The sequence below is a fragment of the Amycolatopsis benzoatilytica AK 16/65 genome (assembly GCF_000383915.1).
Taxonomy (GTDB): domain Bacteria; phylum Actinomycetota; class Actinomycetes; order Mycobacteriales; family Pseudonocardiaceae; genus Amycolatopsis; species Amycolatopsis benzoatilytica.
In genome coordinates this window covers 3,160,266-3,176,275 of sequence record NZ_KB912942.1, presented here as the reverse complement: position 1 = coordinate 3,176,275, position 16,010 = coordinate 3,160,266, and the positions used below count along the sequence as shown (strand labels likewise).

The 16,010-nt window shown below is 71.0% G+C and carries 13 protein-coding genes; 10 read left to right on the top strand and 3 right to left on the bottom strand.

Features of this window, described 5'->3' with window-relative positions; translation table 11 throughout:
* Positions 1-116: 116 nt before the first annotated feature.
* From AMYBE_RS0114520 to AMYBE_RS0114500, 5 genes are all read left to right on the top strand, one after another.
* Complete coding sequence (locus AMYBE_RS0114520) at positions 117-2,852, top strand: glycoside hydrolase family 2 protein (protein WP_020660117.1); 2,736 nt, start codon at positions 117-119, stop codon at positions 2,850-2,852.
* A 55-nt stretch (positions 2,853-2,907) separates the two neighbouring features.
* Positions 2,908-3,750 (top strand): IclR family transcriptional regulator, encoded by an 843-nt coding sequence (locus AMYBE_RS0114515; RefSeq protein WP_020660116.1) that lies wholly within the window; start codon positions 2,908-2,910, stop codon positions 3,748-3,750.
* Positions 3,751-3,934: 184 nt separating this feature from the next.
* Positions 3,935-5,551 (top strand): benzoylformate decarboxylase, encoded by a 1,617-nt coding sequence (mdlC, locus tag AMYBE_RS0114510; protein WP_020660115.1) that lies wholly within the window; start codon positions 3,935-3,937, stop codon positions 5,549-5,551.
* Positions 5,548-7,008 (top strand): aldehyde dehydrogenase family protein, encoded by a 1,461-nt coding sequence (locus AMYBE_RS0114505; RefSeq protein ID WP_020660114.1) that lies wholly within the window; start codon positions 5,548-5,550, stop codon positions 7,006-7,008. Before mdlC ends, AMYBE_RS0114505 begins: the two co-directional genes overlap by 4 nt.
* A 38-nt stretch (positions 7,009-7,046) precedes the next feature.
* Positions 7,047-8,282 (top strand): MFS transporter, encoded by a 1,236-nt coding sequence (locus AMYBE_RS0114500; RefSeq protein WP_020660113.1) that lies wholly within the window; start codon positions 7,047-7,049, stop codon positions 8,280-8,282.
* Between the two features lie 147 nt (positions 8,283-8,429).
* Here AMYBE_RS0114500 and AMYBE_RS0114490 read toward each other — a convergent pair whose 3' ends face one another.
* Positions 8,430-9,149 carry an MgtC/SapB family protein gene (locus tag AMYBE_RS0114490; protein ID WP_020660111.1) on the bottom strand — a complete coding sequence of 240 codons (720 nt, stop codon included), beginning with the start codon at positions 9,147-9,149 and terminating at the stop codon, positions 8,430-8,432.
* A gap of 55 nt (positions 9,150-9,204) precedes the next feature.
* Positions 9,205-11,766 carry a magnesium-translocating P-type ATPase gene (mgtA, locus tag AMYBE_RS0114485; protein ID WP_020660110.1) on the bottom strand — a complete coding sequence of 854 codons (2,562 nt, stop codon included), beginning with the start codon at positions 11,764-11,766 and terminating at the stop codon, positions 9,205-9,207.
* Between the two features lie 250 nt (positions 11,767-12,016).
* Here mgtA and AMYBE_RS0114480 point away from each other — a divergent pair, with 250 nt between their 5' ends.
* From AMYBE_RS0114480 to AMYBE_RS0114460, 5 genes are read left to right on the top strand one after another with little or no spacing between them, the layout of a single operon-like run.
* Complete coding sequence (locus tag AMYBE_RS0114480) at positions 12,017-12,406, top strand: ArsR/SmtB family transcription factor (protein ID WP_020660109.1); 390 nt, start codon at positions 12,017-12,019, stop codon at positions 12,404-12,406.
* Positions 12,407-12,440: 34 nt separating this feature from the next.
* Complete coding sequence (locus AMYBE_RS0114475; RefSeq protein ID WP_020660108.1) at positions 12,441-13,256, top strand: phosphotransferase family protein; 816 nt, start codon at positions 12,441-12,443, stop codon at positions 13,254-13,256.
* Between the two features lie 33 nt (positions 13,257-13,289).
* A complete protein-coding gene (locus AMYBE_RS0114470; protein WP_020660107.1) occupies positions 13,290-14,018 on the top strand; it encodes a mycothiol-dependent nitroreductase Rv2466c family protein in 729 nt (242 codons plus the stop codon).
* Between the two features lie 41 nt (positions 14,019-14,059).
* Positions 14,060-14,704: a helix-turn-helix transcriptional regulator gene (locus AMYBE_RS0114465; protein ID WP_020660106.1), complete on the top strand. Its 645-nt coding sequence runs from the start codon at positions 14,060-14,062 to the stop codon at positions 14,702-14,704.
* 31 nt (positions 14,705-14,735) lie between these two features.
* Entirely contained in the window at positions 14,736-15,191 is a 456-nt protein-coding gene (locus AMYBE_RS0114460) for a DUF3291 domain-containing protein (RefSeq protein ID WP_020660105.1), read from the top strand.
* A gap of 168 nt (positions 15,192-15,359) precedes the next feature.
* On the opposite strand, the gene AMYBE_RS0114455 is transcribed toward AMYBE_RS0114460, so the two are convergent.
* Positions 15,360-15,989 (bottom strand): TetR/AcrR family transcriptional regulator, encoded by a 630-nt coding sequence (locus AMYBE_RS0114455; RefSeq protein WP_020660104.1) that lies wholly within the window; start codon positions 15,987-15,989, stop codon positions 15,360-15,362.
* Between the last annotated feature and the right edge of the window lie 21 nt (positions 15,990-16,010).

Sequence of the window (16,010 nt, the reverse complement as noted above, 5' to 3'; positions counted from 1 at the left end):
GACAGAAATCCTTGCCACCGCCCGAAATCCTCCCGATGCCGGTTGACATGGGACCGCCGTGCGACCGAATAATGGGGTTCACCTCAGTGTGACAACGATGTCAGAACGGGAGCGACGTGACCCAGGTGAATCGCAGGCGGTTCCTTTCCGGCGCCGTCGCGGCGGCCGGTGGTGGTGTGCTCGGCGCGTCCGGGCTGTCCGGCATCGCCGCGGCGGACCCGGCCGGACGGCCGTTTCACAGCGGCGGCAAGGAGATCACCACCGGCTGGACGTTCGCGCCGGCGGACGCGGCGACGGCGCCGGGCGCGACGATGTCGAGCGCCGGGCAGGTCGCCGGGATGAAACCCGCGGTGGTCCCAGGCACGCCGCTCACCAGCATGATCGTCAACGGCGAGTACCCGGATCCGTTGTACGGCCACATCGTCACCGACACGGTTCCGGACACGCTCAAGGACACCGGCTACTGGTACCGCACGAGCTTCCCGGTGCCGCGGCTCCTCCCGGGGCAGCGGTTCTGGCTGCGGTTCGACGGCATCAACTACCTCGGCACCGTCTGGCTCAACGGGGTACGGGTGGGCACCGTCGAGGGCGCGTTCCAGCGCGGCATCTTCGAGGTCACCGACATCGTCGCGAAGGCCGACAGGGTCGCGCATCTCGCGGTGCTCGTCGGCAAACTGGACTACACCGATCCGCCCGCGCTGCCGAGCTACGCCAGCGGCGTCACCCGTGGCGGCCGCAACGGCGGGAAGACCGGCGTGACGCTCAAGAACGGCCCGACCTTCTTCTGCACCGCGGGCTGGGACTGGCTGCCCACCATCCCGGACCGCGACCTCGGCATCTGGCAGCCGGTCGCCTGGTCGACGACCGGCCCGGTCCGGATCGCGGACGTGCAGGTCACTTCGACGCTGTCGGCGGATCTGCAGACCGCGGACGTCGAGATCGACGTCGCGCTGGACAGCTCCGCCGGGAAGTCCGTGCTGCTGAAGGGATCCCTGGACGGGCAGGAGTTCGCGCAGGCGGTCGCCGCCCCGCCCGGCGCGTCGTCGGCGAAGGTCCGCCTGCGGGTGAACCAGCCGAAGTTGTGGTGGCCCAACGGTTACGGCGAACCGTATCGCTACCGGCTGACGGTCGGCGCCGAGTCCGGCGGGCAGCTGCACGACGAGCGCACGCTCCGGATCGGGATCCGGCGGATCGAGTACACCACGCCGATGCGGTCCCCGTCCGGTGCGGAGACCAACTGTCTGGCGATCACTGTCAACAACCAGCCGATCCTCGTCATGGGCGGCAACTGGGGCCTGGACGAGGCGCTCAAACGCATCCCTCGGGAGCGGCTGCGCGCGCAGGTGCGGCTGCATCGCGAGGCCAACCTCAACCTCATCCGGAACTGGAACGGGCAGAGCAGCACCGAAGACTTCTTCGCCGCGTGCGACGAGTACGGAATCCTGGTCTGGCAGGACTTCTTCTGCTCGACCGAAGGCCCGCCGCCGGAGAACACCGAACGCGACCTGGCCAACATCCGCGACTGCATCCTGCGCTTCCGCAACCACCCGTCGGTCCTGTTGTGGTGCGGCGGCAACGAAGGCCCGCCGCCGCAGCCGTTGATCGACGGGCTGGACGCGCTGGTCGCCGAACTCGACCCGCAGCGGGCCGCGTTGACCAGTTCGGCGGGCGACACCGGGAAGAACCCGATCGACGGCTACCGCTCCGGCGGGCCGTACCACTGGGTCGAGCCGAGCAAGCACTTCTCGCTCAGCGACGGCACGCAGTGGCCGCCGTTCCACAACGAGGTCGGGTCGTATTCGATCCCGACGCTGGAGTTCATCCGGAAGATGCTGCCCGAGTCGTCGTGGGAGCACCCGGACGACTTCTGGGCCGACCGCGACGTGAACGGCAACGGCGGGAACGGCGGCGGCGCGGGCTATCTCGCGCTCACCGCGAAACGCTACGGCGAGTTGGCGAACCTGCCGGACTTCGCCCGCAAATCGCAGCTGATGAACTACGAGTGCATCAAGGCGATCTACGAGGCGTCTGCGGCGAACATGCGCAGCGGCGTCCGGTATCCGCGCACTGGCGTCATCATGTGGATGACCAATCCCGCGCAGCCGAGCTTCGTGTGGCAGATGTACAGCCACGACCTGGAGGCGCACTCGTCGTTCTACGCCGTCCAGCACGCGTGCCGGCGGGTGAACGTGATCTTCAACAGCCAGACCTTCGACGTCGTGCTCGCGAACCACACCCGCGATGTGGTGCAGGGCACCGCCGCGGTGACGCTCTTCGACCTGAACGGCACGGCTTTCTCTCGCGCGTCGTTCCCGGTGCGCGCGGCGGCGTCCGATCACACGGTGCTCGGTTCGATCGCGGCGCAGCTGCGGAAGGCGCCGTCGGAGGTCGCTTTCGTCCGCTTGAGCTTGACCGATCCGCGCGGCACGGAACTGGTCCGGAACTTCTACTGGGCCGAGAACCCGGCTCGCCCTTCGGGATTCGCGGGACTGGACGCCGCGCCGGCGGCCGCGGTGTCGGCGGTGGCCGGCATCCGGGGGCAGGACGTGACTGTGGACGTGAAGAACATCGGCCAGCCGGTCGCGTTGATGCTGCACCTGCAGGTGTACGACACGCGCACCGGGGAGCGGATCTTGCCCGCGACGTTCAGCGACAACTACCTGAACCTGGTCGCCGGGGAGGCGGTGACCGTCCGGGCTCGGCTGGCGGACGCGCGGCCGAACGTCGGGGTGCGGGTGGACGGCTGGAAGGTCGATCAGCGAGCATCGCGGTTGACCGGGCACGGGCTGGCGGTGACGTTCAATCAGGAGGCGCTGGCGACGGACCCGGCGGCGAACACGTTCGGCAGGTGACCGCGACCCGGCGAGTGGCCGATCGGGCAGTCCGAGTGTCCAGTATGGACAGACGGTGGACGGCGGGTTGCCGTGTCCGCGCGACTGGCGGATGATGGCGGCCAGTCCCCGTCCCGTTCCACCGCAGCCTCGGAGGCACGCGATCGCCGGCAACGCCGCCGAGCCCGGGCGCACGGTTCTCAGCCGCGCGTTCGCAGTGCTGGATTCCTTCCGGCCCGGCCGCCCCGAACAGACCCACGGCGAGATCACCCGCGCCACCGGGCTCGCGCCGGCCACCGTGCACCGGCTGCTGGCCGAGCTGACCGGCTGGGGAGCGCTCGAACGCACCGGGCGCGGCCGGTACCGGATCGGGCTGCGGCTGTGGCAGCTCGGCGCGCAGGCGCCGGGCGGGCGGGAGCTGCGCGACGTCGCCCTGCCGTTCCTGCAGGACCTTCTGCAGGTGACGCACGAGGTCGTGCATCTGGTGGTGCTCGACGGGGATCGCGCGCTGTACCTGGAAAAGCTCGAGGCGCACCCGGACGTCGTGGTGACGTCGCGGGTCGGCCTGCGGCTGCCGCTGCACGCGGCCGGGCCGGGCAAGGTGCTGCTGGCGCACGCGCCGCCGGATCGGCTGGAGGGGGTGCTCGCCGCCGGTCTGGAGCGAAGGGCCAGCGGCACGATCACCGACCCGGCCCGGCTGCGGCAGGTGCTGGCGGAGATCCGGCTGCAGGGATTCTGCATCTCGCGCGACGAGATGACCGACGGGGCGGCCTCGGTCGCGGCGCCGGTGCGCGGGCCGGGGGAGCAGGTCGTGGCGGCGATTTCGGTGGTGGTGCCGAGCGAGACGCCGAACCTGTCGCGGCTGGTGCCGGTGGTGCGGATGGCGGCTCTCGGCGTGACGCGGGCATTGCAGGCCTGACGCTGCGGGCGCGTTCGCCGGCGGCTGATCCGGTCGGACGAGCCGGGTCGCTCAGCGCGAGGCGCGGCCTGCCGGATGCGGCCCGGAACTCCTTTTTCCGCTGAGTGAAAGTAGGGCTGGGCGGCGCCGCTGCGCACCGGCGACACTCCAGGCCGAGCCGCTGCCGCCTGCCGGAGGAGAGTCCTTGAGTTCCACCACGACCGTCCGCGACGCCGCGTTCGACGTGCTGCGCCGGTTCGGCGCGACGACGGTGTTCGCCAATCCCGGGTCCACCGAGATCGCGCTGCTCACCGACCTGCCCGGGGACCTCGAATTCGTGCTGGCGCTGCACGAGGGCTCGGTGGTCGGCATGGCGACCGGCTGGGCGCTGGCGCACGACCGGCCGGCGGTTGCCGTCCTGCACACCACTGCCGGGCTCGGCAACGCGGTCGGCGCGCTCGCCACCGCACGCGTGAACCGGGCGCCGCTGGTCGTGCTGGTCGGGCAACAGGACCGCCGCCACCTCGCGCTGGAGCCGTTCCTGACCGGCAACCGGCTGGACGATCTGGCCCGGCCGGCACCGGTGTGGGTCGCCGAACCGCCGCGGCCGCAGGACGTTCCGGGCGCACTGGCCCGCGCGTGGCACGAGGCGCGCGAGCATCGCGGCCCGGCGCTGGTGATCGTGCCGATGGACGACTGGTCCGCGCCGGCCGATCTGGACGAGCCGCTGGCTGCCCCGGCGCGGGTCGCGAAGGCGACGGCCGCCGAGCCCGCCGTGCTGGCCGAGCTGACGGAATTCCTGGCCGAGGCAAGCAACCCGGTCCTGGTGGCCGGGGCCGGTGCCGACGATGCGGAGTCCTGGCGCGGGCTGACCGCGCTCGCCGAGAAGCTGGCCTGTCCGGTGTGGCAGGAAGCTTTCGGCGCACGAGCCGGGTTCCCGCAGGACCACCCGCAGTTCGCCGGGCATCTGCCGGCGGGCCGGGAGGAGCTGCGAAAGGCGTTGTCCGGCCACGACGCCGTCCTGTCGGTGGGCGCGCCGGTATTCCGGCAGTACCCGCGCGAACCCGGTCCGCTCACCGAACCGGGCACCCGCATCGCGGTCGTCACGCAGGATCCCGACGAGGCCAACCGAAGTCCGGCCGACCTGGCGGTGCTGGCGCATCCGTCCGCGGTCTGCGGGCCGCTGGCCGAGCTGGTCTCGAAGCGCGAGGCGGGAACCGGGAAGATCGGCCGGACCGTCGACCTGCCCGGCGCGCCGGACGACGGCGAGCAGCTCCGGCCGGAGCACGTGTTCGCCCTGCTGGCGCGCGAATTGCCGAAGAACACCGTGCTGGTCGAGGAATCGCCGTCGAGCCGTCCGCTGCTGCACGCGCTCGTCCCGGCGCGCGAGCCGATGGGCTTCGTGAGCGCGGCGATGGGCGGCCTGGGCTTCGGCGTCCCGGCGGCGATCGGGCTGCGGATGGGCGGGCGGAACCGGCCGGTCGTGGCGGTGATCGGGGACGGTTCCTCGCTGTACTCCATCCAGTCGCTGTGGACCGCCGCGCACTACCGCGTCGGTGTGCTGGTGATCGTGCTGGCCAACGGCGGCTACGCGATCATGGACAAACTCGCTGCCCGGCACGGCGAACGCACCTCCGCCGCGGGTGCGCCGCCGTGGCCGTCGTTCGCGGAGATCAGCGTGAGCGGCTTGGCGAGGTCGCTGGGCTGCCCGGCGCGCCGCGTCGAGACGTACGACGAGCTGGAATCGGTTCTCGCCGAGGTGCTGCCGACACTGGTCGACCGGACCGAGCCGCTGCTGCTGGAAGTGGCGGTGACGCCGTGACGCTGCTCGATGCGCACTGGCAGGGCCGGATCTGCTCCGGCGGCTGGGTCCCGGGCTCCGGCGGCACGTACGACGCGGTCGAACCGGCCACCGGAGCCACGCTGGCGCAGGTCGGCGAGGCAACTCCGGCCGATGTCGCGAAGGCCGCCGCGATGGCGCGGGACGCTCAGCGAGAATGGGCGGCACAGCCTTACGACCAGCGGGCACGCGTCCTGCGCCGCGCGGCCCGGCTGTTCGAGGACCACGGCGACGAGATCGACGAATGGCTCGTCCGGGAATCCGGTGCCACCCGGGCGTTCGCCCGGTTCCAGACCCGCGCGGTCGGGGCCGAGGAATGCCACGAAGCCGCTGCGCTCGCCGCGCATCCCTACGGTGAGCTGCTGCGGTCCGGCCAGCCGCGGTTGTCGATGGCGCGCCGCGTGCCGGCGGGCGTGGTCGGGGTGATCTCGCCGTTCAACGCGCCGATCATCCTCTCGATCCGTGCCATCGCCCCCGCGCTGGCGCTCGGCAACGCGGTGCTGGCCAAACCGGATCCGCGCACCGCGGTGTGCGGCGGCGTGCTGCTGGCCCGGATCTTCGAGGAAGCCGGGCTGCCGGAAGGACTGTTCCACGTCCTGCCCGGCGGCGCGGACGTCGGTGCGGCGCTGGTGGAAGACCCGCTGGTGCGCGTCATCGCGTTCACCGGTTCGACCGCTGCCGGCCGGCGCATCGCCGCGGCGGCGGGGGAGCGGTTGAAGCGCGTCCACCTCGAACTCGGCGGCAACTCGGCGCTGATCGTGCTGGCCGACGCCGACGTCGAGAAAGCGGTGTCAGTCGGCGCGTTCGGCTCGTTCAACCACTCCGGCCAGATCTGCATGGCCACCGGTAGGCACCTGGTCGCCGCCGAGATCGCCGACGATTACGCGGCCGCGCTCGCCGAGCACGCGGCCGGGCTGACCGTCGGCGACCCGGCTCGCGACGACGTCGCCCTCGGCCCGCTGATCGACGCGGGACAACGCGACAAGGTCCATGCGCTGGTCACCGGAAGCGCCGAGGCAGGCGCGAAAATAGCCGCTGGCGGGACCTATGCGGACCTGTTCTACCGGCCGACGGTCCTGACCAGCGTCCCGCTGACCGCGCCGGCTTACGCGCAGGAAGTGTTCGGCCCGGTCGCGCCGGTCGTGCCGTTCTCCACTGTGGACGAAGCGGTCCGCCTGGCCGGCGGTACCGAATACGGTCTCTCGCTGGGCATTCTGACCCGGGACGTCGCGCGGGGGCTCGCCGTGGCGGACCGGATCCCGTCCGGGCTGGTGCACGTCAACGACCAGACGGTCAACGACGAGGCGCTCGCCCCGTTCGGCGGAGTGGGCGCCTCCGGCACCGGCTCCCGGCACGGCGGCGCGCAGGCGAATCTCGAGGCGTTCACCGAAACGCAGTGGGTCACCGTGCGCGGCGACCTCCCGCAGTACCCGTTCTGACGCAGTGCCCGGTCCCCTTCGACGACGCAGGTGATGACATGACGCTCCCGATCGATCCCCGTGCCCGGCATGCCCGCTGGGTCGCTCCGTTGTGCTGGACCGCAGTGGCGCTCGAAGGATTCGACCTGGTGGTGCTCGGCGTGGTGCTGCCGGTGCTGCTCAAGGACAAGAGCTGGGGCATCGACCCGAACTCGGCCTCGCTGATCACCGCGATCGGGCTGCTCGGCGTGGCGATCGGCGCGTTCGCCATCGGCCCGCTCAGCGATTTGTTCGGCAGGCGCGCCATGATGCTGCTGACCGTGACCAGCTTCTCGGTCTGCACGCTGCTCTGCGCGTTCGCGACCGGCCCGTGGCTGTTCGGCGTGCTGCGCTTGCTGGCCGGGCTCGGGCTGGGCGGCGTGCTGCCGACCGCGCTGGCGCTGATCACCGAGTACGCGCGGGTCGGCCGCGGCGGCAGCGCGACGACGGTGCTGATGACCGGCTACCACGTGGGCGCGGTGCTCACCGCGTTGCTGGGAATCCTGGTGCTGCAACGGTTTGGCTGGCAGTGGATGTTCGTGATCGGGGCCGCGCCGGCGCTGGTCCTGGTGCCGCTGATGGCGAAGTTCCTGCCCGAGTCGAAGGCGCTGGCGAGGACCCGCGAGACCCGGCGGAACCCGCTCGGCACTCTGTTCCGGGGCGGCTACCGGCGCGCGACGATCGCCTTCTGGGTCGCCTCGTTCATGGGCCTGCTGCTGGTGTACGGCCTGAATACCTGGCTGCCGCAGATCATGCGCGAGGCGGGCTACGAACTCGGCGCTGCGTTGGCCTTGCTGCTGGTGCTGAACGTCGGCGCGGTACTGGGCCTGCTGATCGGCGGACGGGTGGCGGACCGGATCGGCTACCGCCGTTCCAGCGTCGCCTGGTTCGTGGCGGCCGCGGTGTTCCTGGCACTGCTGAGCATCAAGCTGCCCGGAGCGAGCGTGTACGCCGGGGTGCTGCTGGCCGGGGTGTTCACGTTCAGCTCGCAGGTGCTGGTGTACGTCTACATCGCCCGGGTGTACCCGGCGTCGGCGCGCGGAACCGGCTTGGGCGCGGCGAGCGGGATCGGCCGCTTCGGGGCGATGTCCGGGCCGCTGGTGACCGGAGCGCTGTTGTCGGCGGGACTGGCTTATCCGTGGGGGTTCTATCTCTTCGCCGCCGTAGCGGTGATCGGCGCGGCCGCGATCGCGGCGGTGAACCGCGAGCCGGCGGCGGACCCCTCGGCGGATCTTCCGGCGTCAGTGGAACGATGACCGGGTGGCAGTGACTCCGGAGGTCCGGTTCGCGATCGAGGACCTGATCAACCTGCACGGGCACCTGGTCGACCGCGGCGTCCTCGCCGGTCTGTCCGTGAAGGGCCCCTTGAGGGAATCCAAGTCCCGGAAGGGGCCCTTCACGGCTCAACCCTCCCCGTCTCGTTCCGCGTAAGCCAGTTCCGCCTGCCACCGCACACTCGTCACCGACGGCTCCATCGACAGCCTGCTCACCGCCGACTCCATCTGCTTGTCGTCGCGCTGGTCCGCGGACAGCTCGGCGCGCACCTCGACCTGCCCCGGGGAGCCGGCGTTGATGCTGGTGACCGACTGCAGCGCGAAATCCGTTCGCGCCAACGCCTGCACGAGCAGTGCCCGCACGTGTGCCTCGGCGTCGTCCTTCGTCACCGCCAGGAAGGTGTAGGACGTCGGCGTCTCGCGTCCGGTGGCAGGACGGCGGTCGACGACCCGGCCGAGCGGACGCAGGCCGATGTTCACCGCCATCACCACGACCGTGCCCGCCCCGGCCGCCGGGTACAGCCCGGCCCCGGCGAGGGCGCCGACGGCGGCGGAACACCACAGCGTCGCCGCGGTATTGAGGCCGCGGACGGTCAATCCTTCGCGCAGAATCACCCCGGCGCCGAGGAAACCGATTCCGGACACGATTTGCGCGGCGACTCGCGTCGGATCGGCGCTGGCCCCGCTGAAACCGTGCGCGGACAGCAGCACGAACAGCGTCGAACCGGCTGCCACCAGCGCGTTCGTCCGCAGTCCGGCCATCCGCGCGCGGTATTGGCGTTCGAATCCGATGACCGTGCCCAAGCCCACGCCGGCGCCCAAGCGCAGCAGCATCTCCGCAGTCGTCATCTGCGCTCCCACTATTCGTTGCCGAAAGTTCAGAAATGGTCGGAAAAAGCGAAGCTCACCACCACGTACGGTGGCGGGAATAGCCGCGTTTCGCCACTTGGGCGGCCAGTGCGTAGCCGGCCAGCACCAGTGCCAGCCATCCCAGGTACGCGGCGGGCAGCGCCTGCATCCGCAACGGACCGGCAAGCGGGGACAGCGGCACCAGCAGCCCGGCCAGCGCGGCGGTCGCGGTCGCCAGCACGACCGGACGGCTGGGCCGCAGCGAGCGGCCACGCAGCACGAGCACGACGAGCAGCTGCGAGAGCAAGCCCTCGACGAACCAGCCGGTCTGGAACAGCAGCGGGTCCGCCCCGGCCCCGAACACGTGCCACAGCACGGCGAACGTGGCCAGGTCGAACAGCGACGACAGCGGCCCGAACACCAGCATGAAACCGGTCAGCCCGCGCGCGTCCCAGCGGCGCGGACGGCCGAGGTAGTCCTCGTCCACCCGGTCCCAGGCGAGCGCGAGCTGCGCCAGGTCGTAGAGCAGGTTCGATACCACGAGCTGGATCGGCAGGATGGGCAGGAACGGCAGGAACGCACTCGCCGCCAGCACGGTCAGCACGTTGCCGAAGTTCGACGCGGCGGTGATGTTGACGTACTTCAGCGTGTTGCCGAGCGTCCGCCGTCCTTCCGCCACGCCGCGCGCCAGCACGCCGAGGTCGCGTTCGAGCAGCACGAGGTCTGCCGCGTCCTTGGCGGCGTCGGTCGCGGTGTCGGGCGCGATCCCGACGTCGGCGGTGCGCAGCGCGGTAACGTCGTTGACTCCGTCGCCCACGAAGCCGACCGCATGGCCGTTCTCCCGCAACGCGGTGACCACCCGGGCCTTGTGCGCTGGCGTCAGCTTCGCGAAAACATTGGTGTCGTTGACGATTTTGCGCAGTTCAGCGTCGTCCGCCGCCTCGATCTCGCGCCCTTGGACCACGGTGCCGACGGGGATCCCGGCCTGATCCGCGACGCGCTCGGCCACGTGCCGGTTGTCCCCGGTGAGCACCTTCAGCGCGACACCTTGCTCGCCAAGGATTTTCACCGCCTGGACGACGCCCTCGCGGACCGGGTCCACGAATCCCACGAAACCGACGAGGACCATTTCGTTCTCGTCGGTCTCGTCATATCCGCCGAGCCGGCGCGGGACTTCCCGGGCCGCGACCGCGAGCACTCGCATGCCGTGTTCTGCGTATGCGCGCACCAGCTCGTTGGCGCCGGTCCGCGCCGCCGTGTCGAAATCGACGACGACGCCGTCGCGCCGGGCATGGCTGCACCGGGGGAGGATTTCGTCCGGGTCGCCCTTGCTGATCAGCAGGTGCTCGCCAGCGCGCCGGACGACGACGCTCGCCCGGCGGCGCGTGTGGTCGAAACCGATCTCGGCGACCCCGGCGAACAACGCGTCGGCGACCGGGTCCTCTTCGAACAGCGTCGCGATGGCGTCGTCCAGCCGGTCGCTCTGGTCGGTCTGGAACCGCACGGCGAGCCCGGCGTACTCGGCGGCTTCGCCGTCCGGGCTGCCGGAGTAGTCGACGCTGTGCGCGTAGGCGATCCGGTCCTCGGTGAGCGTGCCAGTCTTGTCGACGCACAGCACGTCCATCGCGGCGAGGTCCTGGATCGAGTTGAGCCGCTTGACGATGACTTTCCGCCGGGAGAGCGCGGCGGCGCCGCGGGCGAGGTTGGTCGTGACGATGACCGGCAGCATTTCCGGGGTGAGCCCGACCGCGACGGCGACCGCGAACATCCCGGCCTGCGCCCAGTCGCCGGTCACCGTGCCGTTGACGACGAGCACGATCGGCACCATCACGAGCATGAACCGCACGAGCGTCCAGCCGACCCGGCGGACGCCGGCGTCGAAGCTGGATTCGGTGCGCGGTTGAGCGGATTCCCGGGCCAGCGCGCCGAAGTAGGTGTCCGTTCCGGTCGCGGCGACGACCGCGGTGGCGGTGCCGCTGACCACCGACGTCCCCGCGAACGCGAGCGCGGGGGTCTCGACCAGTTCGTGGTTCTCGCGGGCGCCCAGTTCCGGCGCTCGCTTCGCGACCGGCAGCGCCTCACCCGACAGCGCGGACTGGTCCACGACGAAATCGTGCGCGGTGACGATGCGGACGTCGGCCGGGATCACGTCGCCGGGCCCGAGCAAGACGACATCGCCGGGAACCAGATCGGCGGTGGGCACTTCGCGCTCGTTGGCCGGAAACCCCGCGGCAGCGCGCCGGCGCACGGTGACCGTGGTGGTGATCTGGTCGCGGACCGCGCTGATCGCGCGCTCGGACCGAGCCTGTTGCCAGTAGCGCAGGCCGATGCTGAGCGCGACCATGGTGCCGACGGTGATCGCGCCGCGGAGATCGCCGACTCCGGTGAACACCGCGCCGAGCACGGTCAGCAGCGCGACGAACGGGCTCCGGACCGCGGCCCAGACGCGGGTGGGCAGCCGGTGCGTGCGGGTGGCGGCGACGCGATTGTCGCCGTAGCGGCGCAGCCGGTCGGCCGCGTCGTCCTCGGTCAGGCCCTTCGGCGAGCTGTCCAGGTTGCGGAAGACGGTGAGCACCGGCGCGTCGCCGTGGGCGCGCAGGGCGGGAAAGCGGGTCATCGGAGGTCCTCGTCCCTCGAGGTCGCAGCTGAACGCCAGCAGACCGCGCGGGCAGCCCGGACCTACTCCGCGCTGGCGGCAGGCCGGATTCCCGTGCGGTCGCGACTACTTCCTTCGCCGGTCACCCGGCTCACCTCCTTCGCAAGACCAGGTCGGCGGGGCCGGGATCAGTAGAGCGCAGATCACGAAAACAGTCAAACGGTTGTGCAAGTGATGGGGGCTAAGTCACCCTGGGGTCCCACCCGAGAGGATGTCCGCCGTGCCCACCCCGCCCGAACCTCCGCCGCCCGGCCCGGTCCCGCTGGAGCCGGCCGCGCCCGAACCGCTCCCGGCCGACCTCCTGCAGGACGCCGCCGCGACCTTCGGCCTGTTGTCCGCCACCGTGCGGCTGCACCTGCTGTGGCTGCTGTCGCACGGCGAGCGCGACGTGGGGACGCTGGCCGAGGAGACCGGGCAGACTGTGCCGACCGCGAGCCACCATCTGGGGAAGCTGAAGCTGGCCGGGCTGGTCCGCGCCCGGCGGGACGGGAAGCGGCAGATCTACGTGCTGGAGGACCCGCACGTGCGGCACATCGTCCAGCTGGCGGTCGAGCATCAGCGCGAACTGTCCGACGGCGGCCGGAGCCGCAAAAGGGCTTGACGGCCGGCTCTCTCTGCTGCGGAACAGGAATCCCGTGGACGACCTTCTGGAGATCGCCGCCGCGCTGCTGCCCGGCGCCCGGCTGGACCGGGCAGTCCGCGCGCCCGACGGCAACATCCACGACGTGCTCCTGATTCCGGGCGTCGCGGCGGTCCGGGTCAGCAAACGCCCGCTGGCCGCCGCGACGATGCCCCGGCGGGTGGAAACGCTGCGCCGGCTGGCATCCGGCGGCCTGCCGTTTCGGGTTCCGGAGCCGTTGACGCCGGTGACGATGTTCGGCGACCGGGCCGCGGTCGCCGTTTCGTGGATCGACGGAGCCGGGCTGCCCGCGGGCACCGGGTCGGTCGCACAGATCGCCGAGGCGCTGGAGGCCGTCCGGTCGGTGCCGCTCGACGACGACCTGCTGACTGTGCTGGACGGCCGCCCCGAAGGTCGGCACTGGTCGGAGATCATCGAGACGGACATCGTCTCGCGCCTGCCGTCCCGGTGGCGGGACGAGGTTCGGCGCCGGCTCGACGCCGCGCTGGCGCTCGAACCCGTCCCGGACGCGTTGGTGCACGGCGACTTGTCCGGGTCCAACATCCACTGGTCGCCGGACGGCAAGCTGCTCGGCATCCTCGACTGGGACCTGGCCATGCCCGGCGATCCGGCTCTGGACGCGGCGTTGATGTCCTGGCACGGCTGGGAAACCGTCCGGCGCGCCGTTCCGGCCGAGACGTACCGCCGGGCTCGCACGTGGGACGCCTTGCTCGGGGTGGAACACCTGGTCGCGTGCATGAACGGCCGTCCGATGACGAGCCCGGACGGGTTCGTTCGCGCGGTCGTGCCGTGGCTGGAGTCCACATCGTGAACTTCTCGCGCGGATCGGTCGTACGCTGTCGCCATGGCCGATGCTGAGCTGAATTTCTACTTCGATCCGACGTGCCCGTTCGCGTGGATGACCAGCAAATGGGTCCGGCAAGTCTCCCGGCAGCGCGAATACGCCGTCGACTGGCGGTTCATCTCGCTGCGCCTGCTGAACGCGCATCTCGACTACTCGACGCACTTCCCGCCGGAGTACGAGGCGGGGCACACCACCGGTCTCCGGCTGCTGCGGGTCGCGGCGGCCGTGCGCGCGTCGGAGGGTCGCGAACCGATCGGTCCGCTGTACGAAGCGCTGGGGGAACAGAACTTCGAGCGCGGTTTGGTTGAGAACACCGCGGAAGCGCGTGCCGCGCAAGGCAGTCGAGAAGCTGCCGAAGCGGCTTTGACACGTGCTGGCTTGCCTGCGTCGTTCGCCGCCGCGGTGGACGACGAGAGCTGGGACACCGAGATCCAGCGCGAGACCGACGAAGCTCTGTCGCTGACCGGAAAAGACGTCGGCACGCCCATCCTGCACTTCCGGCCGCCCGCCGGGGTCGCGTTCTTCGGGCCGGTGATCAGCCGCCTGCCGTCCGACGAGGAAGCGGTGCGGCTGTGGGATCACGTGGTCGGGCTGGCCTCGTTCGGCGGCTTCGCCGAGCTGAAGCGGAGCTTGCGGGAGATGCCGCAGCTGCCGTCGTTCGGCGTCGCGCCCGGCGAGGCGGGCCAGGAGCAGGACTGGCACGCCGGGAGCCGGCGGCTCAAGAAGTAGCGGCTTCTATCGGGCAGCCTCGTTGTTCTTAGAATGACCGGGTGGAAGACATCGAGGCGATCGCCGTCCTGCAGGATCCGGTCCGCCGGCGGCTGTACGAATACGTCGTCGCCCAGCGCGGCGAGGTGAGCCGGAGCGACGCGGCCGAAGCGGTCGGCGTCCAGCGCACGCTCGCCGCGTTCCACCTGGACAAACTCGTCGATGCCGGCCTGCTGGAGACCGAGAGCCGGCGGCTCGGCGGGCAGTCCGGCCCCGGTGCCGGGCGGCCCGCCAAGCTGTACCGGCGGTCCGGCGCCGAGCTGCAGTTCTCGGTCCCGGAGCGGGATTACCGTACTGCCGCCGACCTGCTGGCCGAGGTCGCCGAGGTGGCCCGGCTCGACACCGCGCTGCAAGCCGCCGCCCGGCGGGAAGGCCGGGCGGCCGCCCAGCCGGTCGGGGATCTCTCCGCCGCCGCGGCGGTACTGGCGGGCCGCGGCTACGAACCGCGCCCGGACGGCGACGTGCTGCGGCTGGCCAACTGCCCGTTCCAGGTCCTCTCGCAACGGCATCCGGGGCTGGTCTGCGGCATGAACCTGGCGCTGCTGGAAGGACTTCTCGACGGCGCGCCCGGCCTGCGAGCGCGGATGGACCCGCGGCCGGGACTGTGCTGCGTCGCGGTCGAACATTCTAAAAACAACGATCATTGACATAGAGATCCGGCGATGGTGAAGTGAGGGCATGACCGGACCCCGCCTCGCCCAGCTGAACGTGGGCGCGTTGAACTTCCCGCTCGACGACCCTCGGATGGACGGCTTCACCTCCATGCTCGACGCGCTGAACGAGGTCGCGGACAACGCGCCGGGGTTCGTGTGGCGGCTGGTCGAGGACGGCGCGAACGACGCCACCTCGCTCCGGACGACGCTCGGCCCGGACGTTCTGGTGAACATGTCGGTCTGGGAGAGCCGAGACGCGCTGTGGGACTACGTGTACCGCAGCGGGCACCTGGACCTGCTGCGCCGTCGTTCGGAGTGGTTCCGGTTGCCGAAGGCGCCGTTCCAGGTGCTGTGGTGGGTTCCGGCCGGGCATCTGCCGTCGGTGGAGGAGGCGGTCGAACGGCTGGAACTGCTGCGGGCGGAGGGGCCTTCGCCTCGGGCGTTCGGGTTCCGGGACAACTACGAGCCCGCCGTCTGCTGACCCCGTGGAGTTGGTGGGCAGGCGGCCATCCGTGCGCGATCTCGGCACCTCAGTCAACTGAGACAAGCTCTGAGCACCGCTGCGAGGCCGCTCGCGCATCTGACCGTCGGACGATCCTCATCTTCGACGTGATCTGCTGCGCCGTCGGCCCGGCTGCCCGCTTCCGGCTCAGCTCCACCGCTGCCGCAACGTCTCCACATGCGCCGCGAACTCTCCGACCATCGAAACCCGATCCGGGTTCAGCAGCCATTGCTGCTGCAACCCGTCCAGAACCGCGACAGTCGTGTGCACGATGGTCCGCACTGGTGCGTCCGCCCGGATCTCGCCGCGTTCCTGTCCGGTCCGGATCGCGTCGGTCAGCCACGCTTCGATGCCCGCGTAGTGGTCCTTGAGCCACTCGTGCGCGGGATGGCTGGGTTCGATCGCTTCAGCGGACAGCCGGACGAACAGCCCGACCAGGTGCGGCCGGGTCGAATTGCGGGCCACCAGCGCGGCGAGCGAGTCGAACGCCGCCCAGCCGAGCGGGGGTTCGCCGGCGCTGCTGAGGAACTGGCCGTCTTCGGCGTCGCGTTCCTCCAGCACCGCGGACAGCAGCGCGGCTTTGCTCGGGAAGTGGTGGAGGAGACCGGACTGCGACAGGCCGGTCTTCTCCGCCACCTTCGCGATCGAAGTCCCCTTGAACCCGCTAGCGGCGAACAGTTCCAGCGCGACCTTCACCGCCTTCTCGCGCGAAGCCTCGCCGGAGGCTTCGCCGCGGGACTTCGCCCTGGCGGTGCGGTAGCGGGGCGGGAACGACATGCAAGCTCTCCTCGGTGGCGG

Bases quoted from the DNA above. Each gene is read 5' to 3' on its own strand.
- AMYBE_RS0114500 (WP_020660113.1), top strand. From the start codon at position 7,047: ATGACGCTCCCGATCGATCCCCGTGCCCGGCATGCCCGCTGGGTCGCT.
- AMYBE_RS0114490 (WP_020660111.1), bottom strand. From the start codon at position 9,149: ATGACGACTGCGGAGATGCTGCTGCGCTTGGGCGCCGGCGTGGGCTTG.
- mgtA (WP_020660110.1), bottom strand. From the start codon at position 11,766: ATGACCCGCTTTCCCGCCCTGCGCGCCCACGGCGACGCGCCGGTGCTC.
- AMYBE_RS0114480 (WP_020660109.1), top strand. From the start codon at position 12,017: ATGTCCGCCGTGCCCACCCCGCCCGAACCTCCGCCGCCCGGCCCGGTC.
- AMYBE_RS0114470 (WP_020660107.1), top strand. From the start codon at position 13,290: ATGGCCGATGCTGAGCTGAATTTCTACTTCGATCCGACGTGCCCGTTC.
- AMYBE_RS0114460 (WP_020660105.1), top strand. From the start codon at position 14,736: ATGACCGGACCCCGCCTCGCCCAGCTGAACGTGGGCGCGTTGAACTTC.
- AMYBE_RS0114455 (WP_020660104.1), bottom strand. From the start codon at position 15,989: ATGTCGTTCCCGCCCCGCTACCGCACCGCCAGGGCGAAGTCCCGCGGC.